The organism is Baekduia soli (genome assembly GCF_007970665.1).
Classification (GTDB): domain Bacteria; phylum Actinomycetota; class Thermoleophilia; order Solirubrobacterales; family Solirubrobacteraceae; genus Baekduia; species Baekduia soli.
This window is the reverse complement of sequence record NZ_CP042430.1, coordinates 4,542,604-4,566,567: the sequence shown is the minus strand read 5'-3', so window position 1 is coordinate 4,566,567 and position 23,964 is coordinate 4,542,604. Positions and strand designations below refer to the sequence as shown.

The window sequence follows — 23,964 nt, the reverse complement described above, 5'->3', positions numbered from 1 at the left end:
CCCGGCGGCGGGCAGGCGCCGCGGCGGGCTCATCCTGCGAACGTGAGCCGCAGGTGCAGCTCGGATCCTTCGGCCTGGACGTCGTCGGCGACGCGCTGGAAGACGTTGCCGATCCCCGGCAGGGTGGCGGCGGCGATGAGGGCCTGGGCGCCCGCGGGCGGCAGGGGGCCGACGCTGAGCGACAGCCCCTCGGGCTCGGCGACCACGTGGACGGTGACCCGCCCGTCGGCGGTGTGGTCGGGGGCGTGGGCCGCGACGGCATCGGTGAGCAGCAGGGCGTCGTCGAGGCGGTCGATGGGGCAGTGGGCGCGGGCGGCGAGCATCCCGACGACCCGTCCGAGGACCGGTCCCAGCAGCTCGGGGCGCCGCACGGTGACCGTCGCCTCGTTGGACGCGGCCGCGGTGGGGCTCACGCGGGGTCGCCCTCCGGGCGGCGGTCGAGCTCGAAGGTCATGCGCACCTCGGTCTCCTCCCGATCGTTGGTGCCGAGCTCCAGCGAGGACGCCAGGGTCGCGATGAGCGGCAGGCCGAGGCCGAGGCCCGGGCTGTCGGGACGCGGCAGGATGCCGCGGCCCTCGTCGGCGACGATCACGGTCAGCGCGCCGTCGCGCAGGCCGGCGGAGACCGCCATCGAGCCCTCACCGTCGGGATAGGCGTGGACGACGACGTTCGTGCAGGCCTCGGTGACGGCCAGCTTGACGTCGGCCAGGGCGTGGTCGGGCACGTCGAGGGCGTCTCCGAGGCCCCCGAAGGCATGCCGGACGACCGCCACGTTCTCGGCGCGGGCCGGCAGGGTCAACTCGAAGTCGGGCGTCAGGAGCTCCTGGTCAGGGTCATGCCGGGGCATCCCGGCCCCGGGATCGTCATCGGCTGCCATATGCCCGCCCCGTCCCCGTCCTAGTCGCGAATCGCAACCGTCCGCGCGATCCGGCGCAGCATAGAACGTCCTGCGGCGGACGGACGGTGGCCGCACGAGGCCGTTAACCACGTCGAGCCACCGGTGGATGGCTCGACGCGTGTGGGGGAGGTCATCGCATCGCACCGAGGCAGGTCCGGCGCATTCCGTGACGCGACGTGAAGCGGGAGCATCGATCCCGCGAGGAGTGCATCCCCTGGCCGGCGGGCGGCAAACAGGAACCCGGCCCGGGGGGTCCGCGAGCGTCTGCGCGCAGACCGAAACCCTGGGGTCCTGCGCCCGTTCCCGGGGGCTGCGCCGGGGCTGTACGTGATCGCGTACGCCTGTCCATGCCAACGGCCGCTTGCTACTCTGCCGACTCCTCCAAAGGCTTGGGAGCCCGCGCCACCGGCGACCACGGGCACCACCCGAGCCCGTGCCCCCGGGCCGCCACGGGACACTCATGACGATCTCAGCACTGCCCCAGGCCGACGGCCTCTACGACCCCCGCTACGAGCACGACGCCTGCGGCGTCGCGATGATCGCGCGGCTGGACAACCAGCCCGATCACGGCGTGGTCCAGCGGGCGCTGACGGCGCTCGACAACCTCGAGCACCGCGGGGCCGAGGGGGCCGACGTCAAGACGGGCGACGGCGCCGGCATCCTCGTCCAGATCCCCGACGCGTTCTTCCGCGCGGTCGTCGACTTCGAGCTGCCGGCCAAGGGCCGCTACGGCGTGGCGTTCTGCTTCCTGCCGCGCGACGCGAGCCGGCGGCGCAAGCTGGAGCAGCTCCTCGAGCTCAACGTCCGCATCGAGGGCCAGGAGGTCCTCGGCTGGCGCGACGTGCCGCTCGACCTCGAGCATGTCGGCGACACGGCCAACCAGTCGCGACCCGAGATCCGTCAGCTGTTCGTGGGCGCCGGCCCGGGCTTCGAGGACGACCAGGACGCCTTCGAGCGCAAGCTCTACGTCATCCGCCGCATCGTCGAGCTCTCGGCGGGGCCGGACTTCTACGCGCCGAGCTTCTCCTCGCGTACCTGCGTGTACAAGGGGATGCTCATCTCCTACCAGCTGCGCGACTTCTACCCCGACCTCAAGGACGAGCGCTTCCGCTCGGCCCTGGCGCTGGTCCACAGCCGCTTCTCCACGAACACGTTCCCGTCGTGGGACCTCGCGCACCCGTTCCGCGTCATCGCCCACAACGGCGAGATCAACACGCTCATGGGCAACGCGAACTGGATGCGCGCCCGCGAGTCCCAGCTGGCCTCCGAGCTGTTCGGGATGGACCTCCAGAAGGTCCTGCCCGTCGTGCGCCCGGGTGGCTCGGACTCCGCGACGTTCGACAACGTCCTCGAGCTGCTCATGCTTGGCGGGCGCTCGCTGCCCCACGCGGTGATGATGATGATCCCGGAGGCCTACGCCGACCGGGACGACCTGCCCGATCATCTCAAGGGCTTCTACGCCTTCCACTCCTGTCTGATGGAGCCCTGGGACGGCCCGGCGTCGGTGTGCTTCACCAACGGGTCGGTCGTCGGCGCCACGCTGGACCGCAACGGGCTGCGCCCCGGGCGCTGGACGGAGACCAAGGACGGCTACGTCATGCTCGGCTCGGAGACCGGCATGCTGCCCGTCGAGCCCTCGGAGGTCGCGCGCCTGGGCCGCCTGGCGCCGGGCAAGCTGTTCCTCGTCGACCTCGAGGCCGGGCGCATCGTCGAGGACCACGAGGTCAAGGAGCAGGTCGCCACCGCGCAGCCCTACGGCCGCTGGTTCGAGGAGAACGTCGTGCGCTTCGACGACCTCGCGCCGCGCGAGGGCCTGAAGCTGCACGAGCCGCTGCGCCGCCTGCAGCTGGCCTTCGGCTACAGCCAGGAGGACCTGCGCGTCCTCATGGCGCCCATGGCCCGCGCCGGCGAGGAGCCGATCGGGTCCATGGGCAACGACATGGCGCTCGCGGTGCTCTCCGACCAGCGCCCGCTGCTGTTCAGCTACTTCAAGCAGCTCTTCGCGCAGGTCACCAACCCGCCGATCGACCCCATCCGCGAGTCCATCGTGATGTCGCTGGGCACCGGCGTCGGCGCGGAGGGCAACCTGCTCGACGAGACGCCCGAGCACGCGCGCCAGCTCGTCATGCGCCAGCCCATCCTGCGCAACGGCGAGCTCGAGACGCTGCGCAACCTCGACCACCCCTGGTTCGGGGCGCATACGATCGACATCACCTGGCCCGTGCAGGACGGCCCGGAGGGCCTGCACCGGCGCCTGGCCGAGATCTGCGACGAGACCCACGACGCGATCGCCCAGGGCATCAACGTGCTCATCCTCAGCGACCGCGGCATCGGGCCGCGCCGCGCGCCGATCCCGGCGCTGCTGGCCGTCGCGGCGGTGCATCACCACCTCGTGCGCGAGGGCACGCGCCTGCAGACCGGGCTCGTGCTCGAGTCCGGCGAGCCCCGCGAGGTCCACCACTTCGCCACGCTCATCGGGTTCGGTGCCAGCGCGATCAACCCGTACGTGGCCTTCGAGACCGTCGACGCGCTGGTCGCCGAGGGCCGCGTCGACGCCGCCTCGGCCGAGGAGGCCGAGGAGAGGATCGTCAAGGGGCTGGGCAAGGGCCTGCTCAAGACGATCTCCAAGATGGGGATCTCGACGGTGCAGTCCTACTGCGGCGCGCAGATCTTCGAGGCCGTGGGCCTGGAGAAGGCGCTCATCGACCGCCACTTCACCGGCACCGCGTCGCGGATCGGCGGCATCGGGCTGGAGGTCCTGGCCCAGGAGGCGCTGGACCGCCACGAGCGCGGCTACGGCGTGGCCTCCTCGACCGAGGTCGTCCCCGACGAGCTGCTGCCCGTCGGCGGCGTCTACGCCTGGCGCCGCGACGGCGAGCACCACATGTGGAACCCGGAGACGATCGCCGCCCTCCAGCACGCGGTCCGGGCAGATGGGATCTCCGACCAGGCCAACGCGCAGCAGAAGTACGACCAGTACGCGCAGATGGTCAACGAGCACGCCACGCGCAAGGCCACGCTGCGCGGGCTGCTGAAGTTCCGCACCGACCTGGACCCGATCGGCCTGGACGAGGTCGAGCCCGCGCAGGAGATCGCCAAGCGCTTCGCGACCGGCGCCATGTCGCTGGGGTCGATCTCCACCGAGGCCCACGAGAACCTCGCGATCGCGATGAACCGCCTCGGCGGGCGCTCGAACACGGGCGAGGGCGGGGAGGACCCGCGGCGCTTCACGCGCGACGCCAACGGCGACCTGCGCCGGTCGGCGATCAAGCAGGTCGCCTCGGGCCGCTTCGGCGTCACGATCCACTACCTGGTCAACGCCGATCAGCTGCAGATCAAGATGGCCCAGGGCGCCAAGCCCGGCGAGGGCGGCCAGCTGCCCGGGCACAAGGTCGACGACTACATCGGCTCCGTGCGCCACACGACGCCGGGCGTCGGCCTGATCTCGCCGCCGCCCCACCACGACATCTACTCCATCGAGGACCTCAAGCAGCTCATCTACGACCTGCGCTGCGCCAACCCCAGGGCGCAGGTCTCGGTCAAGCTCGTCTCCGAGGTGGGCGTCGGCACCGTCGCCGCCGGCGTCGCGAAGGCCAACGCCGACCACGTCGTCATCGCCGGCCACGACGGCGGCACCGGCGCGTCGCCGTTGAGCTCGATCGTCTCGGCCGGCGCGCCGTGGGAGATCGGCCTGGCCGAGACCCAGCAGACGCTGCTCAAGAACGACCTGCGCACGCGGATCGTCGTGCAGACCGACGGCCAGCTCAAGACGGGTCGTGACGTCGCGATCGCGGCGATGCTCGGCGCCGACGAGATGGGCTTCGCCACCGCCCCGCTCATCGCGACGGGCTGCATCATGATGCGCGCCTGCCACCTCAACACCTGCCCGGTGGGCATCGCCACCCAGGACCCCGAGCTGCGCAGGCGCTTCCAGGGCACGCCCGAGCACGTCGTCAACTTCTTCTTCTTCGTCGCGGAGGAGCTGCGCGGGATCATGGCCTCGCTCGGGATCCGCACGGTGCAGGAGCTCATCGGCCGCGTCGACCTGCTGGAGGCCGACCGGGCGATCGACCACTGGAAGGCGCGCGGGCTGGACCTCACGCACCTGCTGACCTTCCCGCGCGACGTCGACGCCTCCGCGCCGCGCCACCGGACCGGGCCACCGCCGCCCGTGCTCGACGACGCGCTGGACCACGCGCTGCTGGAGGGCGCCCGCCCGGTCGTCGAGGGCGGCGAGCCGCACGTGCGCCTGGACATCGGCGTGCGCAACGTCAACCGCTGCGTCGGCGGCATGCTCTCGAGCCGCATCGCCGAGCTGCACGGCGCCGAGGGACTGCCTGACGGCAGCATCGAGGTGCACTTCACCGGATCGGCCGGCCAGAGCTTCGGCGGCTGGCTGGCGCCCGGCGTCGACTTCACGCTGCACGGCGACGCCAACGACTACACCGGCAAGGGCCTGTCGGGCGGCACGCTGGCCGTGCTGCCCCCCGAGGGCGTGACGTTCGCGGCCGAGGACAACGTCATCATCGGCAACACCGTGCTGTACGGCGCCACGTCGGGCCGGGCCTTCTTCCGCGGCCAGGCCGGCGAGCGCTTCGCCGTGCGCAACTCGGGCGCCTGCGCGGTCATCGAGGGCGTCGGCGACCACGGCTGCGAGTACATGACCGGCGGGCGCGTCGTCGTGCTCGGCGAGACCGGGCGCAACTTCGCGGCCGGCATGAGCGGCGGCATCGCCTACGTCCTGGACGAGCACGGCGCCTTCCGCGGGCGCATCAACCCCACGATGCTCGACCAGATCGAGGAGCTCGACGACGACGACGCGGCGGAGTGCCGCGCGCTCGTCGAGGAGCACCTGCGTCGCACCGGCTCGCCGGTGGCCCAGCGGGTGCTGGACGACTGGGACGCCATGCGCGGGCGCTTCGCCAAGGTCTTCCCGGCCGACTACAAGCGCGTCCTGGCCGAGCAGGGCGCCGCGCACGAGCCCCCCAAGGCGGAGGAGTTCGCCGGGGTCGCCGTCGACGTCGTCGGCGAGCCCGACGTCCGCACCGGAGAGGGCGAGTAGGCATGGGCGAGCTCGGCGGGTTCCTGAGGGTCGATCGCTCCAACGTGCCCTACCGGGACCCCAAGGAGCGCGTCGGCGACTTCCGCGAGTTCCTGGTCCCGCGCACCGACGAGGAGCTGTCGGCCCAGGGCGGGCGCTGCATGGAGTGCGGCGTGCCGTTCTGCCACAACGGCTGCCCGCTGGGCAACCTCATCCCGGACTGGAACGACCTCGTCTACCGCGAGCGCTGGCCCGACGCCATCCGCCAGCTGCACGCGACGAACAACTTCCCCGAGTTCACGGGCCGCCTGTGCCCCGCACCGTGCGAGGCCGCGTGCGTCCTGGAGATCCGCGAGGGCGACGCGGTCACGATCAAGCAGATCGAGAACGCGATCATCAACCGCGCCTGGGACGAGGGCTGGGTCGTGCCGCAGCCGCCGGCCCACGAGACCGGCCGCAGCGCCGCGGTCGTCGGCGCCGGGCCCGCCGGGATGGCGGCCGCCCAGCAGCTGCGCCGCGCCGGGCACCGCGTCGTGCTCTTCGAGCGCGACGAGGCCGGCGGCGGGCTGGTCCGCTTCGGCGTCCCGGACTTCAAGATCGAGAAGTGGCTCGTCGAGCGCCGCGTGGAGCAGCTGCGCCAGGAGGGCGTCGAGGTGCGCTGCGGCGTCGACGTCGGGCGCGACGTCACCGCCGACGAGCTGCGCGCCGAGTTCGACGCCGTCGTGCTGACGATCGGCTCGCGCGTGCCGCGCGACCTGGACGTCCCCGGCCGCGGATTGCAGGGCATCCACTTCGCGATGGAGTACCTCTACGGCCGCAACCGCGCGATCGCCCAGGAGGTCGGCCCTGCGCCCACCGTCGACCCGCGCGGCGAGCCCGGCGCGATCACCGCCGCGGGCAAGCACGTCATCGTCATCGGCGGCGGCGACACCGGGGCCGACTGCGTCGGGCACTCCGTGCGCGAGGGCGCCCTCAGCGTCACCCAGCTCGAGCTGCTGCCCGAGCCGCCGGCCCACCGCCCCGACGACCGCACCCCGTGGCCCCTGTGGCCGCAGAAGTTCCGCCTCTCCTACGCGATGGAGGAGGCCCAGGCCATCGGCAAGGGCGAGCAGGACTTCTCCATCGTCACCACCGCGTTCGGCGGCGAGGACGGGCACGTCACGACCCTGCAGTACGCCGAGGCCCAGGCGGCGCCGCCGTTCGCGCCGGTCGAAGGCGCCGGCGGCGAGATGCAGGCCGATTTCGTCCTGCTGGCGATGGGCTTCCTGCACCCCGAGCACGCCGGCATCGTCGAGCAGCTCGACGTCGCGCTGGACCAGCGCGGCAACGTCAAGGCACCGACCTACGCGACGTCGGTCAAGGGCGTCTTCGCGGCCGGCGACGCGCGCCGCGGCCAGTCGCTCATCGTCTGGGCGATCAACGAGGGCCGCCAGGCCGCGCGGATGGCCGACCGCTACCTGCACGGGCTGGCCGCCCAGGAGACCGAGCCGGTGCTGGCGGGCAATGTGCACGACGCCGACGACGGCCCCGAGGGCCCGCCCTCGCACGCCGACGGCGCCCTGACCGTCGAGGACTGACGCGCGGCGCGCGTGGACGCGCGCCCGGACGGCCCGATACGGTCGGGCCGATGAGCACCCCGCGGGTCACCCGCCGACGACTGCTGAAGGCCGGCGCCGCCGGCGCCGCCCTGACGGTCCTCGACGGCCCGACGGCCGCGTTCGCCGCCGCCCGCCGGACGCGCCGGGCGGACGTCGTCGTCATCGGCGCCGGCTTCTCCGGGCTGGCCGCCGCCCGACGCCTGGTCGCGACGGGGCGGTCGGTGGTGGTCCTGGAGGCGCGCGACCGCGTCGGCGGGCGCACGGCCAACGCCACGATCGCCGGCGGCCGGGCGATCACGGAGATCGGCGGCGAGTTCGTCGGCCCGACGCAGGACCGCATCCTCGCGCTGGCCGAGGCCGTGGGCGTGGCGACGTTCCCGGTCTACAACGAGGGCTCGAGCATCTTCGTCGCGCGCGGCGCGCGCACGACCTACCCGGCGTCGGTCGGGATCCCCGACGACCCCGATGTCCTGGCCGCGCTGGCCCCCCTGATCGAGCTCGACAAGCTTGCGAAGGCCGTCGGCGTCCGCGCGCCCTGGAAGCATCCCAAGGCGGCGGCCTACGACCGCCAGACGCTGGCGCAGTGGCTGGCCGGCAAGGTGACGACCCCGACCGGCCGCGCCGTCGTCGACGCGGTGTGCGAGGCGATCTGGGGCGCCGACCCCGAGGACCTCTCGCTGCTCTATGTCCTGCTCTACGTCGCGGCGGCGGGGGACAGGGCCACACCGGGGTCCTTCGCGCGGCTCATCGCCACCGGCGGCGGGGCGCAGGAGCGCCGCCTGGTCGGGGGCTCGGTGCTCATCGCCGAGAAGGTCGCCGCCAAGCTGGGGTCGCGCGTGGTGCTCGGCGCGCCGGTGCGCCGGATCGTCGATGGCCGCGACGGCGTGCGGGTCGTCGCCGACGGGATCACCGTGCACGCCCGGCAGGCGATCGTGGCCCTCCCGCCGGTGCTGGCGGCCCGCATCGCCTACGCGCCGGGCCTGCCGGCCGCCAAGCGCACGCTGCTCAGGGCCATGACGCCCGGCTCGCTGACCAAGGTCGAGGCCGTCTACCCCACGCCCTTCTGGCGCGAGGCCGGGCTCAGCGGCCAGGGCGTCAGCGACACCGGCCTCGCGCGGGTGCCCTACGACAACAGCCCGCCCGACGGCAGCGCCGGCGTCTTCTTCTCGTTCATCGGCGGAAAGCAGCACGCGGCGTGGGCGGCGCTCGGCACCGCCGAGCGCCGTGCGGCCGTCCTGGACGACTTCGTCCGCTTCACCGGCGACGAGCGCGCCCGCACGCCCGACGAGTTCATCGAGAAGGACTGGACGACCGAGACGTGGACGCGCGGCTGTCCCGTCGGGCATTTCGGCGGCGGCGCCGACGCGGTGCTGGCCAGGCACGGCGCCTGGCTGCGCAAGCCCGTCGGCCGCGTGCACTTCGCCGGCACCGAGACCGCGGACCACTGGCTCGGCTACATGGACGGCGCCGTCCGCGCCGGCGAGCGCGCCGCCACGGAGGTCTCGGCGGCGCTCAGGCGTCGCTGAGCAGGAGGGCGCGCCCCGAGGGGTGCCGCGTCGTCCCGACCTCGCGGGTGGCGGCCAGCCACGCCCGTCCGCCGCCCTGGGCGACGCGGGCGCCGGGCCGGACCGGTCCGGCGACCGGGACGCGCCGGGGCCCCAGGGTGCCGTCGGCGCGCAGGTTCGCGGTCGCCACGCCCGAGCGGGCGCCCTGCTGGGTGGTCAGGGCGAGGATCGGCGGCCGCCCGGGGGCGGGCGCCGTCAGGTCGGCGGCTCCGGCGTGCGCCCGGCCGGGGGCGGCGAGGCGCTGCACCGCGCCCCACGTCCCCGGCGTCGTGCTGACGGCCAGCGCGCCGGTGTCGCGGGCCGTGCTGCCGCGCGGTCCGCGCACCCAGGCCACCAGCGAGCGGCCGGGCTGCACGGTCACGGTCGGCGCGCCGGGGCGCGGCGGCAGGGAGGACGCGCCGGGGTCGATCGCGACGGGGGCGGCCGGCGGCGAGCCCGCGGCGGCGCTCTCGGCGGCGACGAGCGAGCGCCCGCCGCCGGCCGTGCCGGTGACCCATGCCAGCACGACGTGGCCGCCGGCGATCCCGACGCCGGGCTCGCTCAGCGGGCTCGACGCCGTGGGGAGCTGGGAGGGGGTGGCGAAGGCCGTCGCCCCGGCCGTGCGCTCGGCGACCTGCAGGCCCTCCGGGGTGCCCCAGGCCACGACGGCCTCGCCGCCGGGCCCGACGGCGACCACGGGGTTGCCCACCCGGCCCACGGCGAGCTGCTGGGCGGCGCCGAAGCGCCCGCCGGCGAGCCGGTAGGCCGCCCACACGGAGTACACGTTGCCGCTGTAGCGCCAGAAGGCGACGGCGGCGTCGCCGCGCCGGTCAGCGGCCAGCGCGAGGAACTGCGTGCTGCGCGGGCCGGGCGCGAGGACCTGGCGGTCGGCGAGCCGCGAGCCCGTGGCCACGACGGGCCGGCGCGCGCCGTTGACGATGTCCAGCCAGCCCGCGACGAGGTCGCTGCCGCGCCCGGTGAACAGCATGGCCGACTCGATGATGTGCGGCGAGGAGGTGACCGTGGCCGGCGCCGTCAGCCCGCCGCGGGCGGTTCCGCGCCGCAGCCTGAGCGTCGTCGCGGCCCCGCGCCCGCGCGCCTCGAGCAGCACCGCGGGCCGTCCGCCGTCGTCGACGGCCAGCGCCGCGGCCGACACGTCCTGGCCGGCGGGCGAGATCGCCACCGGCGGACCCCACGCGGCCCGGGCGCCCGCGGGCAGCGCGAGCACGGAGGCGGTGAGCACCACGGACACGAGCAGCGGGCGTCGTCGCATGATCCCCAACGATCCCACGCCGGGCGGTGTCTGGGACGCCGCCTGGTGCGGCGGCGCCCCAGGCCCGCGCTCACTTCGCCGGGCGGTGTCTGGGACGCCGCCCGGTGCGGCGGCGCCCCAGGCCCGCGCTCACTTCGCCGGGCGGTGTCTGGGACGCCGCCCGGTGCGGCGGCGCCCCAGGCCCGTGCTCACTTCGCCGGGCGGTGTCCGGTGAAGCTCAGGACCTGCTGGATCCCCGAGGGGCGGTTCGTGTAGGGGATCGTCGGCGTGCCCAGCGGGCGGAACCTGATGATCGGCTCATCGATCCGCCAGTCGTCGGGCGTCGCCGTGCCCTGTGCCGCGGTCAGCTCGGCGCCGGCCGCCGAGACGGCGCCCCAGAGGGCGTCCCGGCAGGCGTCGAGGTTGCCGGCGCCGCAGAAGCGCGTCGAGAACGGCGAGCGGACGGGCTGGCCGAGCAGCGTCCGCAGGTCCTTGACCACGTAGCCCATCCGGCCTCCGGTGAAGTCGGAGCCCGGGTCGGCGTTGGTGCCGACCAGCGCCGTGAACTGGGCATTCTGCGGCCCGAGCGCCCCGCTCATCACGGCGTCGGCGATCTTCGGGTACAGCGACTGGACGATGGGCGCGGCGGCGTCGTCGACCTTGCCGTCGCCGTCGCGGTCCAGCCACGCCGGGCCGGCGGCCCGCCAGGCGTCGATGAGCTGCAGCATCCGCTCGTCCTGGGCGCTGGGCGCCGGGCCCGTGCGCAGGACGTCCTCCACGACGCCGAGGACCTGCTCGACGCGCAGGTCGGTCGTCGCGGCCCGGTTCATCGCCGACACGACGGTCGCCGGGGTCTGCTTGTCGGTCCGGGCCAGACCGGCGTCGAGCATCTGCACGCGGTGGACGGCGCCGTACTCCCAGTTGTCGTCGGCGGCGCCCCAGCCTGCGGCGGGGCGGTTGTTCCAGTTGACCAGCGTCCCGTCGGGGGCGTTGATCGCCTGGGCGTGGGCGGCGTCGGCCAGGTAGCCGCGCCACTCGTGCCGGCCGTCGCCGTTGGTGGGCAGCCGCGGGTCGACGCCCGCGCCGCGCAGCGGCAGCCGGCCCGCCGAGTAGAACGCGATGTCACGGTCGTCGGCATAGCCGGCGTTGAACGTGAACGGCGACTTCTCGAAGGACCTCACGAACTGCTTGGCGTTGTGCACGCGGTTGAGCGTCATGTCGCGGAACGGGAGCTGGAACAGGATGTCCTGGCCGTAGCTCGAGCGCTTGCGCGTGATCGCGACCTTCGCGCCGTTGCTCGTGGCGTAGCCGATGACCGGCCCGTGGACCGTCGTGCGGTAGCGGAACGCCTTGCCTGCCACGGTGCCGGCGTTGACGGTGCCCATCGTGCGGCACCTGCCCTTGTAGCGGTAGCGCCTGGTGCTGCCGCCGCAGAGGGTCTCGACGTAGTTGTCGATGTTGTCCGAGCCGGCGGAGGTCAGCGTCCAGGCGTTGTCCTGGCCGCGGCCGATGAGGATGTTGCCCGGGAAGCCCGGGGCGGAGGCCCCTCGGGCCTGGAAGCCCGGCGCCTTGAGGTCCATCTCCAGGGTCAGGCCGGGGTAGAAGTAGCCGATCTGCGGGCCGGCCACGAAGATCGGGTGACCCGTCGCCGAGCGGTTGGCGCCCACGAGCAGGAAGTTGGACATGTGCTCGGGACCGGGGATGCGCGCGGCCGCCGCGCGCGCGGCGCCCGCCAGCGTGTTGGCGCCGGTGGCGGGGACGAACGAGCCGTCGTCGACGACCCGGTTGCCGGTGGCCTTGGCGGGCACGGGCAGGAACGGGAAGCTGCGGTCGGTCGTGTTCGGCGCCTCGGCGTCGTTGTGCTCGGAGAGGTCGTTGAACAGGGACCGGCCGTCGGCCGCGCCGAGGCGCTTCTCCAGACCGCTGAGCAGCTCGGCCCGCCGGACCTCGTCGCCTCCGCCCTGGCCGAAGATCTGGCCGACGAGCGCGTTGACGGCATAGATGTCGATGCGCGTGAAGGGCTTCTCCTTGGACTTCTCGGCCTTCAGCCGGGCGTTGATGCCCTGGACGTAGACGTCGACGTCGTGCAGCAGCGCGCGTCCGTCGGAGGTCTTCTTGAGCACGCCGGTCTGGCGGCCGATGATGCGCTCGACCTGCTTGGAGGGCACGACGGGCTTGACGCCGGTGACCAGGCCGAAGGCGTCGGTGTTCGGCGCGTCGATGGCGGCCAGGCGGGCCGGGTAGCGGCCGATGGACAGCAGGAGCGAGCGGTCCTCCTCGAGCACCCAGCCCGTCGCCCAGGTGAGGTTGTCGCGCGAGGTGGCGGTGATGTGCGGGACGTTGAAGCGGTCGCGCGTGATGGAGACGCCCTTGCGCGGGACCGACTCCCTCTTGCACGGACAGGAGTCCGAGGCGGTCAGCTTCTCGGACTTGTAGTACTTGGTCAGGTCGTCGGGTGTGACCTGGTCGTACAGCGGCGTCAGGCCTGCGTACATCTGGGCCTGCTGGTCGGCTCCGGCGGGGGCCGGCACGCTGCCGTACTGACCGGAGGGGATGATGTTGAGGGCGGTGCCGGCGTAGTCGGCGGCAGCCGCGGTGGACACGAGCGCGAGGGACATCGCGCACGCCAGCAAGGCGATGGGACGGGACATCAGCGCAACCTATCCGCCGGGGCTGACACCGTGTCCGACGCGTTATAAACTTGACGGGTGCGTCATCTTCAGTACGCTGCGCCCATGCCCGCCGCGCTGCCCACCGTCTGCCTCATCGGCGCCGGCTCCTCCGGGATCGCCGTCGCCAAGGCGCTGCACGAGCACGGCGTGCCGTTCGACTGCCTCGAGGCCTCCGACCGGGTCGGCGGCAACTGGGTGTTCGGCAACCGCAACGGCATGTCGGCGGCCTACCGCGACCTGCACATCAACACCTCGCGCGATCGCATGGCCTACTCGGACTTCCCGATGCCGGCGAGCTATCCCGACTACCCGCACCACGCCCAGATCGCGGCCTACTTCGAGGACTACGTCGACCACTTCGGCTTCCGCGACCACATCCTGTTCGAGACGTCGGTGCAGCACGTCGCCCGCCGGCCGCAGGGCGGCTACGACGTTCGCACCGCCGACGGCACCACGCGGTCCTACGACGTCGTGCTCGTCGCCAACGGCCACCACTGGAACCCCCGCTGGCCCGAGCCCGCCTTCGAGGGCGCCGACACGTTCACGGGCCGCCAGATGCACGCCCACGCCTACGTGGACAACACGATCTTCGCGGGGCGCCGCGCGCTCGTGCTCGGCATGGGCAACTCGGCCGTCGACATCGCCGTCGAGGCCAGCTACGTCGCCGACCGGACGTTCCTGGCCGCCCGCCGCGGGGCCTGGATCATCCCCAAGTACCTCTTCGGGCGCCCCTCGGACCAGCTCAAGAACGACCCGCGGATCCCGTTCAAGATCCGCCAGCGCGTCATCCACGGCATCGTGCGCCTGCACACCGGCGACCTGACGCGCTACGGGCTGCCGCGGCCCGACCACCGCTTCGGCGAGGCCCACCCCACGGTCTCCGGCCGCCTGCTGGACCGCATCCAGCACGGGCGCATCACGCCCAAGCCCAACATCCGCCGTCTCGACGGCGGTCAGGTCGAGTTCGCCGACGGCACGCACGAGGACGTCGACGTCATCGTCTACTGCACGGGCTACAAGATCACCTTCCCGTTCTTTGACGTGGACTTCATGTCCGCGCCCGACAACCGCATCGAGCTGTTCCGGCGCGTCTTCCACCCCGACCACGACGACCTGGCGTTCGTCGGGCTGCTGCAGCCCCTCGGCGCGATCATGCCGCTGGCCGAGGCGCAGGGCCAGTGGCTGGCCGCCTACCTCACCGGGGCCTACGCGCTGCCGCCCCGCGACGAGCTGCTCGCCGACATCGCCGCCGACCAGCGCGCGATGCACCGGCGCTACGTCGCCTCCAAGCGCCACACGATCCAGGTCGACTTCGACGACTACCTCGCCGACCTGGCCGCTGAGCGCGAGGCCGGAGCCCGTCGGGCGCAGGCGCGCGGCAACGCGCTGCCCGTGCCCCACCGCGTGGCCGATGCGCCGCGCACCGCCGCCGCGGTGGCGGCGTGAGCGCCCGGACGGCGGGCCGGCGCGAGCAGACCAAGCAGGCCAACCGGGCCGCGATCCTCGAGGCCGCCCGCGAGGTCTTCGCCGACATCGGCTTCGGCGCGGCGTCGGTGCGCGACATCGTCCGCGGCACCGACCTGGCCAGCGGGACCTTCTACAACTACTTCCCCGACAAGCGCTCGGTGCTCGTCGCGCTGCTGGAGGAGTCGGCGGGGGAGGCCCGCCTGCGCGTGCGGGCCGCCCGGCGCAGCGGCACGACGCTCGACGCGTTCGTCCGCGACGGGTTCCGCGCGTACTTCGACTTCCTGCTCGAGGATCCCGCGACCTCCCAGCTGCTCGCGCGCAACGCGGGCACGATCCGCGCGATGTACCAGGAGCCCTCGCTCGTCGCGGGCACCGAGGAGCTGGCCGAGGACCTCGCCGCCGGGGTGGCCGCCGGGCTCATTCCGCCCCACGACGTCGAGTACATGGCGGCCGCCATGGTCGGCGCGGCGCTGGAGATCGGCGCACGCATGCTCGACAGCGACCGTCCGGACCCCCGCCGGGCCACGGAGTTCGTCTCGGCGTTGTTCATCGCCGGACTCTCCGCCGCGGGCGCATAGCTCCGGGTCCTGCAAGGCGGACGCCGCACCGCAACTTCGGGGCGGGCTAGGCTGTCTGAGTCCTCAGGGTGCCGAGCGCGCCCTGTCACCCGTCCCTCCGACGCCAGCGAAGGAGCCCCCGCATCCCGATGCGACGTCCCATCCGCATGACCCTGCTGTTCTGCGCCGTCATGGCCGCCGCGATCCCCGCGAGCGCCTCGGCCGCCACGGTCGGCATCTCCGACCAGCAGCCCTCGACCTTCACGAACCCCCTCTACGCGCCCCTGAAGCTCAAGGTCGCGCGCGTGATCACCCCCTACGACGTCCTGAAGGAGCCGGCCGAGAAGGCCCGTCTGGACGAGTGGATCCACAACGCCAAGCTCGCCAAGCAGACGATGCTCATCTCCTTCGAGCACTCCCGCGTGCCCTCGAAGTACAACAAGGCGCCGAGCGTGGCCACCTACACGAAGGCCATCAAGGCGTTCAAGAAGAAGTACGGCAGCAAGTTCGACATCTCGCCCTGGAACGAGGTCAACGTCTGCCAGGCCAAGGGCCGCCAGGAGGGCCAGCCCGCGAAGATCTGCAAGTCGGCCACCGGGCCCAAGCTCGTCGCCCAGTACTACTCGGCCGCGCGGTCGGTGTTCAAGGGCCGCAAGATCGTGGCCCTGGACATCCTGGATGGCTCCAACGTGGGCGGCGCCGTCAGCTACCTGCGCAAGTTCAAGAAGTACGTCAAGGGCACGCCGACGTACTGGGGCATCCACAACTACAGCGACACGAACCGCGGCTCGTACTCGCGCACCTCGCGGCTGATCAAGGAGATCGGCAACAAGAGGGCGCAGATCTGGCTCACCGAGACCGGCGGGCAGCTCAAGCTGCGCGGCAAGGTCTACGGGGAGGCCAAGGCGGCCAAGGCGCTGAAGTGCATGTTCTCGATGCCCAGGCGCTACAAGCAGATCAAGCGGCTGTACATCTACCAGTTCAACGGGGCCGACGCCTCCAACGACTTCGATGCCGGCCTGATCAACCCGGACAACACGCTCCGCGAGGGCTACACGGTCGTCCAGAAGCGCACCTCGGCGACCTGCCGCCCCTAGGGCGCGGTCGTCGCTGACGCAGGACCGACGGGCGCCGTGATCGCGGCGCCCGTCGTCGTCGGTGGGTCGGCCGGCTCGTCCCGGTGACCGGGACGGGAGGGCCGGGCTCGTAGACTGGGAGCGTGCCCACCTTCTGCCGCCACAACCGGCTCGTCGAGAACTGCCCGATCTGCTCCAAGTCGGCGTCTCGCGTCTCCTCGAGCCCGGCGCGGGCGGTCCCCCGCCGCGAGTCGCGCCCCGCGGGCGTGCGCTCGGCGCGAGCGCCCAAGCGCTCGGTGTCGGGCGGCATGACCGTCCGCCGGCTGGCGCGGGCCGAGGACGACGGCTACGAGAACGACCTGGTGCCCGGCCTGCGCGCCAGCGAGGACGCCCGGCGCCTGGCCGACGAGCTGGCCTTCTCGGCGGCGCGCCTGCGCCAGCTCGACATCGACCCGCCCGGCCTCTACGGCGAGGTCAAGCGCTCCGAGGACCGCGAGGAGGCCGCCTGGCTGACGTTCCTCATCGCGTTCCTGAGCCCGCTGGAGGGCACGGAGGACCCGTTCTCGGGCATCCAGGCGGTCCGCACGACCTGGGCCTCGGGCGAGATCCCCGACCTCGAGGGCGCGCAGACCGGCCCGCGGACCGCCTTCGACCCCAAGCGCGGCACGGCGGCGCTGGTGGCCTACCGGGCCTGGGCGCAGCGCGGCGGCGGCCAGATCGCCTCGCTGGCCGGGGAGGAGTCCTGGACGCTGCAGCACCGCTACGACCGCGGCTACGAGCGGCTCGGGATGCCGGGCTTCGGGCGCCCCAACCGCGTCGAGTTCCTCACGTTGGCCCACCACCTCGGCCTCGTCGAGCTCGACCCGTGGACGCTGCACCTCAGCACCGCGGCCGCGCTGGATCCCGTGGCCATCGCGGCCAAGCGCATCCTGGGCATCGGCGACCCCGTCCTGCTCCAGCGCCGCCAGCGCGAGGTCGCCCACGCGGCCGGGGTGCCCGTCGAGGCGCTGGACCTCGGGTTCTACAACTGGGCCGCTCCCAGCCCCGAGGCGCGTGTCACGGCGGGCTGCACCGCCATGGCCGACGCGGCCGAGCGCGAGCGGATCGCGGGCTCGTTCGGCCTGTAGGGCGCCTGCGCGACGAAGTCGCTGCATGACATGGGCGTGCGGCGGGAACGGTCAGGGTCATCATCTACGACCGGGGATGGGCTGCTCCGGGCGGTCGATGAACAGTCATCTACGGCCGGAGGCCATTGCAGTGATCATCCTCGGACTCATCCTCCTCATCCTGGGCATCGTCATCGGAAGCGGCATCCTGTGGACCATCGGCATCGTGCTGCTGGTCGTGGGCGCCGTCCTGTACCTGCTCGGCACGATGGATCGCGCGGTCGGCGGTCGCCGGCACTACTTCTAGGTCTCGATCACCGGCGCCCCGTCCGGGGCGCCGGTGATGTCCGCGGCCCGTCCGGCCCCTCCCCCAATGTGGCGAGCGGGCTGGACGAAACGCCGAGGTCCGTCCGGACGTCCGCTCGGCCGTCGTTGAACGCTCAGAAGTCCTGAGTCGGACGCCGGATTCCCGCAAGGTGCGGACAAAGGCGGCGGTGAGGTCGGGTCACCCGTACCGCGTCACGCCGGCCACGTCGCCCCGCGGTCATCGACGACGCTCGAGGGCCCGGCGATATCCGTGCTCGCCGCTCATGGACGCAGCGGTGTCGGCGCACGGACGAGCAGCATCCCGGCAGGGGTGAGAAGCGCTCCGCGGCGCCCTAGAGCCCACGGACGCCAACCCCGCCACGGATGGAACGATGACCGAACTCGCCTCGCCCGAGCAGGATGCTCGGCCCCGGCTGACCGAGCAGGAGGCGCAGCACCTCGTGCTGCAGACCGTTGCCCGGCACGCCGACGCGCTGCTGCGCACCGCCCGCCGCAACAGCCTCTGCTTCGACGACGCCCAGGACGCCTACCAGCGCGGCCTGGAGATCTTCATGCGTCGCGCGGCGACCCTGGACCCCGCGACCGCCGAGCGCTGGCTGCACGTCGTGATCCGCCACGAGGCGATCGACGTGCGGCGTGCCCGCTCGCAGGCCGTGCCGCCGATCGACATCGACTACGAGCTCCACGAGGCGCGGCACGTCGCCTCGCCCGAGGAGCGCGTGCTGACCAGCGACCGCGCCACCCGCGCGGCCGAGGCGCTCAGGCGCCTCAAGCCCCAGGAGCTGCGCGCGATGTGGCTGAAGGCGATGGGCAACAGCTACGCTGACGCCGCCGACAACACCGTCAGCCTCCGTCGTCCGCGGCCGCTGCTCGTCGACACCCGGGCGCCGGCCGCCCCGGTCGGGTTGCGGTCACCGGTCGCGGCGGCGACGGCCCCTAGCTTCTCGGCCGACTGGTCGCTGCCCGCCGACACCGGCACGCCCATCACGGCGGCGCGCTACCAGGTCTGCCAGGGCGGCTCCTGCGGTCCCGTCGCCACCGCGCCGGGGCTGACCCACCTCGACGCGCCGGTCCCGTCCGGGTCGGGGCCAGCGACGCTGCGGGTGTGGCTCGCCGACGGCCTCGGCCACGAGGCTCCAGGGGCCGCGGCCACGGTCGCCCTGACCCGCGCCTCCGCGGAGACGCCCGCACCGCCGGCGCCAGCGCCCGGCACCGACCCGTCCACGCTCACGCTCCCGATCGACTGCTGCGCCACGCCCATCCTGCCGGTCACGCCCTCGGCCACCGCGAGGGTCCCGGCCGGCCTTCGGCTCGCCACGCTGCGCCGCGTCGGGCGCCGCGTCGCCGTCGCCGGCACGCTCACGCGGCTCGCCTCCGGGCGCGTGACGATCCGCTACCGCGTCCGCCGCGCGGGTCGGACGACAACGCTGACCACCCGCGCCGCGATCCACCGCGGCGCCTGGCACACGACGCTGACGCTTCCGTCGCGCGTGGCGCCCGCCCGCAGGGCGACCGTCACCGTCACCTACGCCGGCGACGCCGACACCCGGCCGGGCACCCGCAGCGCCACCCTGCGCCTGGCGCGCTAGTCGGCCTCGAGTTCGGCCTCGGCGTCGTGCGAGCCGCACGAGCACGGCGCCGGACCGACGGCACCGCACCCGCATCGCGCCAGCGTGCGCGACCGGGCCGCCAACGCCGCCACCGCGGCGTTGCCCGCCTGGCGCTGCAGCGTCAGGATCCGGTCGCTGGGGCGCACCGCGCGAACCGCCGCAGGCCCAGGTGTCCGGGCGAGCCGAGGCGTCGCCGGCGTGGCGTGCTCACCCTGGGCCCGGCCCGGCGCTGGCATGCCCCGACCCTCCCAGACCGCCCGCGCGCCGTCAACGCACCAGAGCGACGTCAGCGCAGCAGCGCCGCCGGCCGCTCGGTGAGCATCTCGCGCACCTCGCCGATCCCCAGGCCCGTCCCGATGAGGGAGCGGGCGAAGGCCGCCAGGCCGTCGGGGTAGTCGCCGTTGGCCGGCTGGCCCAGGTCGCTGGAGATCACGTTGCGCTCCACGCCGACCGCGCGGATCGCCGCCGCCACACGCTCGACCGTGGTCGGGCGCGGCGCGTCGGCCGACACGACGTACGCGCAGCGCTCGAACAGCGCGTCCGGGAAGCGCTGGGCCAGCGAGGCCTGCGCGCGCAGGCTGAGCCCCGGCACGGTGTAGTCCGGATGCTGGAAGAGCACGCGAGCGCCCGCCGCGGCGGCCTCCTCGGCCACCAGCGCGGAGTGCACGCGGCCGAGATGGCCCGTGGCCACGAACGCGTCGTGGCGCGCGACGTGGACGCAGATCGCCCGGATCGCCGAGCGGCTGACGCGGGCCGGGCGCGCCGCCGCGCGGTTGGTGCCCGGCGCGGCGCCCGGGAACGCGCGCAGGTGCTCCGTGGCCGCCAGCGTCGGCATCCAGATCACGCGCGCGCCGAGCTCGAGACTCGTCAGCACCGCGTCGGGCTCGATGCCGCCCGAGACCGCCGGGTTGAGCACCAGCCCGCCGGAGACCGGGAAGCCCGTCGCCTCGCGCGCGCCCGCCGCCCGGCCGACCGTGGACTCGTTGTGGCACTTGAGCACGAGGCCGGCCATGCCCGCCGCCTGGGCGCGGCGCGCCAGCTCGAGGTCGCTGTGGCGCCGGGCCAGCACGTCGGGGCCGCCGTGGACGTGGAGGTCCACCGCCCCGGCGAGCAGCTCGGCGTCAGCGAGCTGTGGCGCCACCGGCACGGGCGCGGCCCTTGCGGTGCAGGAAGGACCCGGCGGGCGGGCCGCCGGCGAACGCGCCGTCCTGCACGACGACCTCGCCGCGCGCGATCGTGATGACCGGCGCGCCCGTGTAGGCGTATCCGTCCCAGATCGAGTAGTCGACGGTGTGCAGGTCCTCGAGGCGGAACGTGCCCGAGCGGCCCGGGTCGATCACGGTGACGTCGGCGTCGGCGCCGACCTGCAGCGAGCCCTTGCGCGGCCACAGCCCCAGGCGCTTGGCGATGCGGCTGCTCGACAGGCCGACGAAGTCGGTCACCGGCATCCCGCGCCGCACGACGGCCTCCGTGTAGAGCACGGCCATCCGCGTCTCGACGCCGTTGTGGCCCGCGGGCGTCGCCGGCAGCTCGAGCCCGATCGAGTTGCGGTTCTCGAGCGTCGAGGTGTAGTCGTCGGTCGAGACGTGGTCGATCGTGCCGTCGCGCAGCGCGGCCCAGATCGCGTCGCGGTGCTCCGGGGGGCGCAGCGGCGGATAGTTGCCCCAGTTGGCGCCGTCGGGGCGCTCCACGACGTCGTCCTTGGAGAAGACGAGGTAGTTGTGGCAGGTCTCGGCGAACACGTCCCAGCCACGGGCCTGCGCGTCGGCGATCTCCCGGGCCGCGTCGGCGCACGTGACGTGGAAGATGTAGATCGGGCAGTCGGCGGCGCGCGCGATCCGGATCGACCGGGCCGTGGCCTCGCCCTCGACCCACGCGGGCCGGCTGTCCTCGGTGAACCGGTACGACGTCCTGCCGGCGGCCACCAGCGCCGCGGTGCGGCGGTCGATGACGTCGGCGTTCTCGCAGTGCAGCACCGCGCAGCCACCGTGGGCGCCGACGACCTCGAGCAGCTCGGCGACCGCGCCGTCGCCCGGCCACATGGCGTGCGAGTTCATGAACAGCTTGAACGACGTGACGCCGGCATCGAAGACCGCGGGGACCTCGGCCAGCTCGGAGGCGCCGACCTCGCCGGCGACGATCAGGTGCAGCGCGTAGTCGCAGTGCATCGACCCGTCGGCCGCCGCGCGCTTGGCCGCGACGGCCTCGGCCAGGCCGCCGCCGCCGGGCATGCGCTCGGCGAAGTCGATGATGGTCGTCGTGCCGCCGTGCAGCGCGGCGATGCTGCCCTGCTCGTAGCCCTGGGAGACCAGCGGCGGCAGGGCGAAGTCGAAGTGCACGTGGGCGTCGACGCCGCCCGGGACCACGAGCGCGCCGTCCACGTCGATGATGCGCCGCGCCCCGTCGACCGTCCCCGGCGCGGCGACGGCGACGATCACGCCGCCGTCGATGACCAGGTCGGCGCGCAGCTCCTGCGCGTCGTCGACCAGCGTGCCGCCGCGCAGCAGCAGGTCAGGCGTCGGCACTGGTCAGCTCGGGCTCGAAGCGGTCCACGACCGCCAGGTGCTCGTCGACCTGGGTGACCTCCTGCCACTCGCGGAAGCCGCCCATCGTGTCCCACAGCGGCTCGCTCGTCCCGACGTCCTTCAGCGTCTTGAGCGCCTCGCGCATCGCGCCCATCGCCGTGAAGTACAGGATGGTGGAGAAGATGGTCAGGGCGTAGCCCATGGCCTCCAGCTCCTTGGCCGGCAGCACCGGCGTCTTGCCCTGCTCGACCATGTTGGCCATCGCGGGCACGCTGAACAGCTTGGGCACGGCCTCGAGCTGCTCGCGCGTCTCGATGCCGTCGAAGAACACCATGTCGGCGCCGGCCTCGATGTAGGCGTGGGTGCGCGCGACGGCGTCGTCGAAGCCCGTGACCGACACGGCGTCGGTGCGCGAGACGATGAGGAAGTCGGGGTCGCGGCGCGCGTCGACGGCGGCGGCGATGCGGCCCGCGTGCTCCTCGGCGCTGACCAGGCGCTTGGAGGCGTAGTGCCCGCAGCGGCGCGGGACGTCCTGGTCCTCGAGGTGCATGCCGGCGGCGCCGACGTTCTCGAGCTCGTAGATCAGCCGCTGCGTCGAGAGCACCGAGCCGTAGCCGGCCTCGCCGTCGGCGAGGATCGGCATGCGCGTGGAGCGCACCGCGCCGCCGACCTGGGCGACCATCTCGGTCAGGGTGCGGATGCCGAAGTCCGGCACGCCGGGGAACGACGATCCCGACAGGCCTCCGGAGAAGTAGATGGCGTCGAAGCCGGCGCGCTGGACCAGGCGGGCCGACAGCCCGTCGTAGGCGCCGGGCAGCACCGCCATCTCGGGGGCGGCGATGAGCTCGCGCAGGCGGCGGGCGTTGGTGGGGGTCATGCGGACTCCATGGGGGTGGGGGACAGGCGCGCGAGGGTCTCCTGCGCGCTCCAGGCGATGGCGAAGTTGCCGTCCAGGCGGCGGATGGCGTCGGCGTGGGCCTCGGGCCGGCGGTCGGCGCAGCCGTCCTCGATGAGGACGACCTCGAAGTCCAGGTCGCAGGCGTCGCGGATCGTGCTCTCCACGCAGCCGCTCGTCACGACGCCGGCCACGAGCACGGTCTGGATTCCGCGCGCGCGGAGCTGCTCGGCCAGGTCGGTCGACCAGAACGGGCTGGCGGTCGTCTTGCCCAGGACGAGGTCCTCGGGCGCGACGGGCAGGCCGTCCAGCAACGCGGCCTGCGGATCGCCGGGCGGGACGATGATGTCGAACGCGCGGAAGCGCCGGCGGGTGTCGGAGGCGTCGGGCTCCTGGGCCTCGCAGCGGATCCAGGCGATCGTGCCGCCGGCGGCGCGCAGCGCATCGGCGACGCGCGCGACGGCGGGCACGACGACCTGCGCGCAGCGCGTGAAGTAGGCCTCGAGCTCGTCCCACATCCCGCGCTCGCGCGCGCGGATGCCGTGCTCACCGTCGGCGTCGGCGTCCAGGAGCTGCAGGTCGATGACGACCAGCGCGGTCGTGGCCGGGTCCGTCGCCGGGTCGGGCAGGCGCCCGACGAGCGAGCGGATCGTGGTCTGGTCGTCGGCGAGGCTCATGACGCCAGCCGCTGCGGGCGCCGCCCGCGGTCGCCGAGGTAGCGCATCAGGCGCGCGAGCGGGCGGGCGAAGTGCTCGCCCAGCAGGGCCGCGGCGCCGTCGGCGTCGCCGGCCTCGATGAGGTCGACGAGGTCGTCGTGCTCGGCCAGCGAGGCGCGGCGCTCGTCGTCGTCGTAGAGAGCGAGCACGCGGTAGGGGCGGGCCCGGTCGCGCAGCAGGTCGACGAGCTCGATCGTGCGCTCGCGGCCCGAGAGGCGGTTGACCGCGTCATGCAGGGCGATGTTGGCGGCGATGACCGCGTCGACGTCGTCGGCGCCGACGGCGTCGTGGCAGGCGGTGCACAGGCGACGCAGGTGTGCGACGTCGGCCGGGGTGGCGCGGGCGCAGGCGTGGCGCACGGCCACGGCCTCGATCGCCGCGCGCAGCTCGAAGAGCTCCTCGAGCTCCTCCGCGCGCAGGTCGGAGACCCGGGCGCCGTAGCGCGGCGAATAGTCCACGAGGCCCTCGCTGGCCAGGCGCATGAACGCCTCGCGCACGGGCGTGCGGCTGATGCCCAGCTCGCCGGCGATCGTCGCGGCGCGGAGGGGCTCGCCGAGGCGATACGCGCCGGTCGCGATGCCCTCACGCAGCACGCGGTAGGAATCGGTGACCTTGGTCGACACGCGCCGAGCATACGACATTGCATGCAATTCGCGCGCGGTTCGGTCCGGCCCCTGCCG

The 23,964-nt window shown here is 73.6% G+C and carries 19 protein-coding genes; 9 read left to right on the top strand and 10 right to left on the bottom strand.

The window, feature by feature from the left end:
- Positions 1 to 29 precede the first annotated feature (29 nt).
- Both FSW04_RS22120 and FSW04_RS26515 read right to left on the bottom strand, forming a co-directional pair.
- Positions 30 to 413, bottom strand: a complete 384-nt coding sequence (locus FSW04_RS22120; RefSeq protein WP_146922363.1) for a hypothetical protein — start codon at positions 411 to 413, stop codon at positions 30 to 32.
- Positions 410 to 847, bottom strand: a complete 438-nt coding sequence (locus FSW04_RS26515; protein WP_187369013.1) for an ATP-binding protein — start codon at positions 845 to 847, stop codon at positions 410 to 412. Before FSW04_RS26515 ends, FSW04_RS22120 begins: the two co-directional genes overlap by 4 nt.
- Before the next feature lie 511 nt (positions 848 to 1,358).
- Between FSW04_RS26515 and gltB the strand changes: the two genes are divergently transcribed.
- Genes gltB through FSW04_RS22100 form a run of 3 tightly spaced genes read left to right on the top strand, consistent with a single transcriptional unit; the run spans position 1,359 to position 9,063 of the window.
- Positions 1,359 to 5,960 carry a glutamate synthase large subunit gene (gene gltB / locus FSW04_RS22110; RefSeq protein ID WP_146922361.1) on the top strand — a complete coding sequence of 1,534 codons (4,602 nt, stop codon included), beginning with the start codon at positions 1,359 to 1,361 and terminating at the stop codon, positions 5,958 to 5,960.
- 2 nt (positions 5,961 to 5,962) lie between these two features.
- The gene (locus FSW04_RS22105; protein WP_146922360.1) at positions 5,963 to 7,516 is read left to right on the top strand and encodes a glutamate synthase subunit beta; all 1,554 of its coding nucleotides are present in this window, start codon (positions 5,963 to 5,965) and stop codon (positions 7,514 to 7,516) included.
- Between the two features lie 50 nt (positions 7,517 to 7,566).
- Entirely contained in the window at positions 7,567 to 9,063 is a 1,497-nt protein-coding gene (locus tag FSW04_RS22100) for a flavin monoamine oxidase family protein (RefSeq protein WP_146922359.1), read from the top strand.
- Here FSW04_RS22100 and FSW04_RS22095 read toward each other — a convergent pair.
- Positions 9,050 to 10,354, bottom strand: coding sequence for a hypothetical protein (locus FSW04_RS22095; protein WP_146922358.1), 1,305 nt, complete (start codon positions 10,352 to 10,354; stop codon positions 9,050 to 9,052). The two genes, FSW04_RS22100 and FSW04_RS22095, sit on opposite strands and share 14 nt — an antisense overlap.
- 188 nt (positions 10,355 to 10,542) lie before the next feature.
- Positions 10,543 to 12,984, bottom strand: a complete 2,442-nt coding sequence (locus FSW04_RS22090; RefSeq protein WP_146922357.1) for a penicillin acylase family protein — start codon at positions 12,982 to 12,984, stop codon at positions 10,543 to 10,545.
- Positions 12,985 to 13,068: 84 nt separating this feature from the next.
- Here FSW04_RS22090 and FSW04_RS22085 point away from each other — a divergent pair, with 84 nt between their 5' ends.
- The 6 genes from FSW04_RS22085 to FSW04_RS22065 all read left to right on the top strand — a co-directional run bounded on the left by FSW04_RS22085 (position 13,069) and on the right by FSW04_RS22065 (position 19,127).
- Entirely contained in the window at positions 13,069 to 14,451 is a 1,383-nt protein-coding gene (locus FSW04_RS22085; RefSeq protein WP_146922356.1) for a flavin-containing monooxygenase, read from the top strand.
- Positions 14,448 to 15,050: a TetR/AcrR family transcriptional regulator gene (locus FSW04_RS22080; protein ID WP_146922355.1), complete on the top strand. Its 603-nt coding sequence runs from the start codon at positions 14,448 to 14,450 to the stop codon at positions 15,048 to 15,050. The genes FSW04_RS22085 and FSW04_RS22080 overlap by 4 nt, the downstream gene beginning before the upstream one ends.
- Before the next feature lie 128 nt (positions 15,051 to 15,178).
- Positions 15,179 to 16,126: a hypothetical protein gene (locus tag FSW04_RS22075; RefSeq protein ID WP_146922354.1), complete on the top strand. Its 948-nt coding sequence runs from the start codon at positions 15,179 to 15,181 to the stop codon at positions 16,124 to 16,126.
- A 122-nt stretch (positions 16,127 to 16,248) separates the two neighbouring features.
- The gene (locus tag FSW04_RS22070) at positions 16,249 to 17,232 is read left to right on the top strand and encodes a hypothetical protein (RefSeq protein WP_146922353.1); all 984 of its coding nucleotides are present in this window, start codon (positions 16,249 to 16,251) and stop codon (positions 17,230 to 17,232) included.
- Positions 17,233 to 17,362: 130 nt separating this feature from the next.
- Positions 17,363 to 17,518: a DUF6131 family protein gene (locus tag FSW04_RS26510; RefSeq protein ID WP_187369012.1), complete on the top strand. Its 156-nt coding sequence runs from the start codon at positions 17,363 to 17,365 to the stop codon at positions 17,516 to 17,518.
- A gap of 391 nt (positions 17,519 to 17,909) precedes the next feature.
- Positions 17,910 to 19,127, top strand: a complete 1,218-nt coding sequence (locus FSW04_RS22065) for an RNA polymerase sigma factor (RefSeq protein WP_146922352.1) — start codon at positions 17,910 to 17,912, stop codon at positions 19,125 to 19,127.
- On the opposite strand, the gene FSW04_RS26505 is transcribed toward FSW04_RS22065, so the two are convergent.
- The 6 genes from FSW04_RS26505 to FSW04_RS22040 form a co-directional block, all read right to left on the bottom strand.
- On the bottom strand, positions 19,124 to 19,294 hold the full coding sequence (locus FSW04_RS26505; protein WP_187369011.1) for a hypothetical protein: 171 nt from the start codon (positions 19,292 to 19,294) through the stop codon (positions 19,124 to 19,126). The two genes, FSW04_RS22065 and FSW04_RS26505, sit on opposite strands and share 4 nt — an antisense overlap.
- Positions 19,295 to 19,434: 140 nt before the next feature.
- The gene (locus tag FSW04_RS22060; RefSeq protein WP_146922351.1) at positions 19,435 to 20,295 is read right to left on the bottom strand and encodes a DUF6282 family protein; all 861 of its coding nucleotides are present in this window, start codon (positions 20,293 to 20,295) and stop codon (positions 19,435 to 19,437) included.
- Positions 20,270 to 21,673: an amidohydrolase family protein gene (locus FSW04_RS22055; protein WP_146922350.1), complete on the bottom strand. Its 1,404-nt coding sequence runs from the start codon at positions 21,671 to 21,673 to the stop codon at positions 20,270 to 20,272. The genes FSW04_RS22060 and FSW04_RS22055 overlap by 26 nt, the downstream gene beginning before the upstream one ends.
- Entirely contained in the window at positions 21,660 to 22,550 is an 891-nt protein-coding gene (locus tag FSW04_RS22050; RefSeq protein WP_146922349.1) for an isocitrate lyase/PEP mutase family protein, read from the bottom strand. The genes FSW04_RS22055 and FSW04_RS22050 overlap by 14 nt, the downstream gene beginning before the upstream one ends.
- A complete protein-coding gene (locus tag FSW04_RS22045; RefSeq protein WP_146922348.1) occupies positions 22,547 to 23,245 on the bottom strand; it encodes a cysteine hydrolase family protein in 699 nt (232 codons plus the stop codon). The genes FSW04_RS22050 and FSW04_RS22045 overlap by 4 nt, the downstream gene beginning before the upstream one ends.
- A complete protein-coding gene (locus FSW04_RS22040; RefSeq protein WP_187369010.1) occupies positions 23,242 to 23,907 on the bottom strand; it encodes a GntR family transcriptional regulator in 666 nt (221 codons plus the stop codon). The genes FSW04_RS22045 and FSW04_RS22040 overlap by 4 nt, the downstream gene beginning before the upstream one ends.
- Positions 23,908 to 23,964: the final 57 nt, after the last annotated feature.

What these genes read in the sequence shown, in the direction of transcription:
- FSW04_RS26515 (WP_187369013.1), bottom strand. Translation starts at nt 847, where the DNA reads ATGCCCCGGCATGACCCTGACCAGGAGCTCCTGACGCCCGACTTCGAG.
- gltB (WP_146922361.1), top strand. Translation starts at nt 1,359, where the DNA reads ATGACGATCTCAGCACTGCCCCAGGCCGACGGCCTCTACGACCCCCGC.
- FSW04_RS22105 (WP_146922360.1), top strand. Translation starts at nt 5,963, where the DNA reads ATGGGCGAGCTCGGCGGGTTCCTGAGGGTCGATCGCTCCAACGTGCCC.
- FSW04_RS22100 (WP_146922359.1), top strand. Translation starts at nt 7,567, where the DNA reads ATGAGCACCCCGCGGGTCACCCGCCGACGACTGCTGAAGGCCGGCGCC.
- FSW04_RS22095 (WP_146922358.1), bottom strand. Translation starts at nt 10,354, where the DNA reads ATGCGACGACGCCCGCTGCTCGTGTCCGTGGTGCTCACCGCCTCCGTG.
- FSW04_RS22090 (WP_146922357.1), bottom strand. Translation starts at nt 12,984, where the DNA reads ATGTCCCGTCCCATCGCCTTGCTGGCGTGCGCGATGTCCCTCGCGCTC.
- FSW04_RS22085 (WP_146922356.1), top strand. Translation starts at nt 13,069, where the DNA reads ATGCCCGCCGCGCTGCCCACCGTCTGCCTCATCGGCGCCGGCTCCTCC.
- FSW04_RS22075 (WP_146922354.1), top strand. Translation starts at nt 15,179, where the DNA reads ATGCGACGTCCCATCCGCATGACCCTGCTGTTCTGCGCCGTCATGGCC.
- FSW04_RS22065 (WP_146922352.1), top strand. Translation starts at nt 17,910, where the DNA reads ATGACCGAACTCGCCTCGCCCGAGCAGGATGCTCGGCCCCGGCTGACC.
- FSW04_RS22050 (WP_146922349.1), bottom strand. Translation starts at nt 22,550, where the DNA reads ATGACCCCCACCAACGCCCGCCGCCTGCGCGAGCTCATCGCCGCCCCC.
- FSW04_RS22045 (WP_146922348.1), bottom strand. Translation starts at nt 23,245, where the DNA reads ATGAGCCTCGCCGACGACCAGACCACGATCCGCTCGCTCGTCGGGCGC.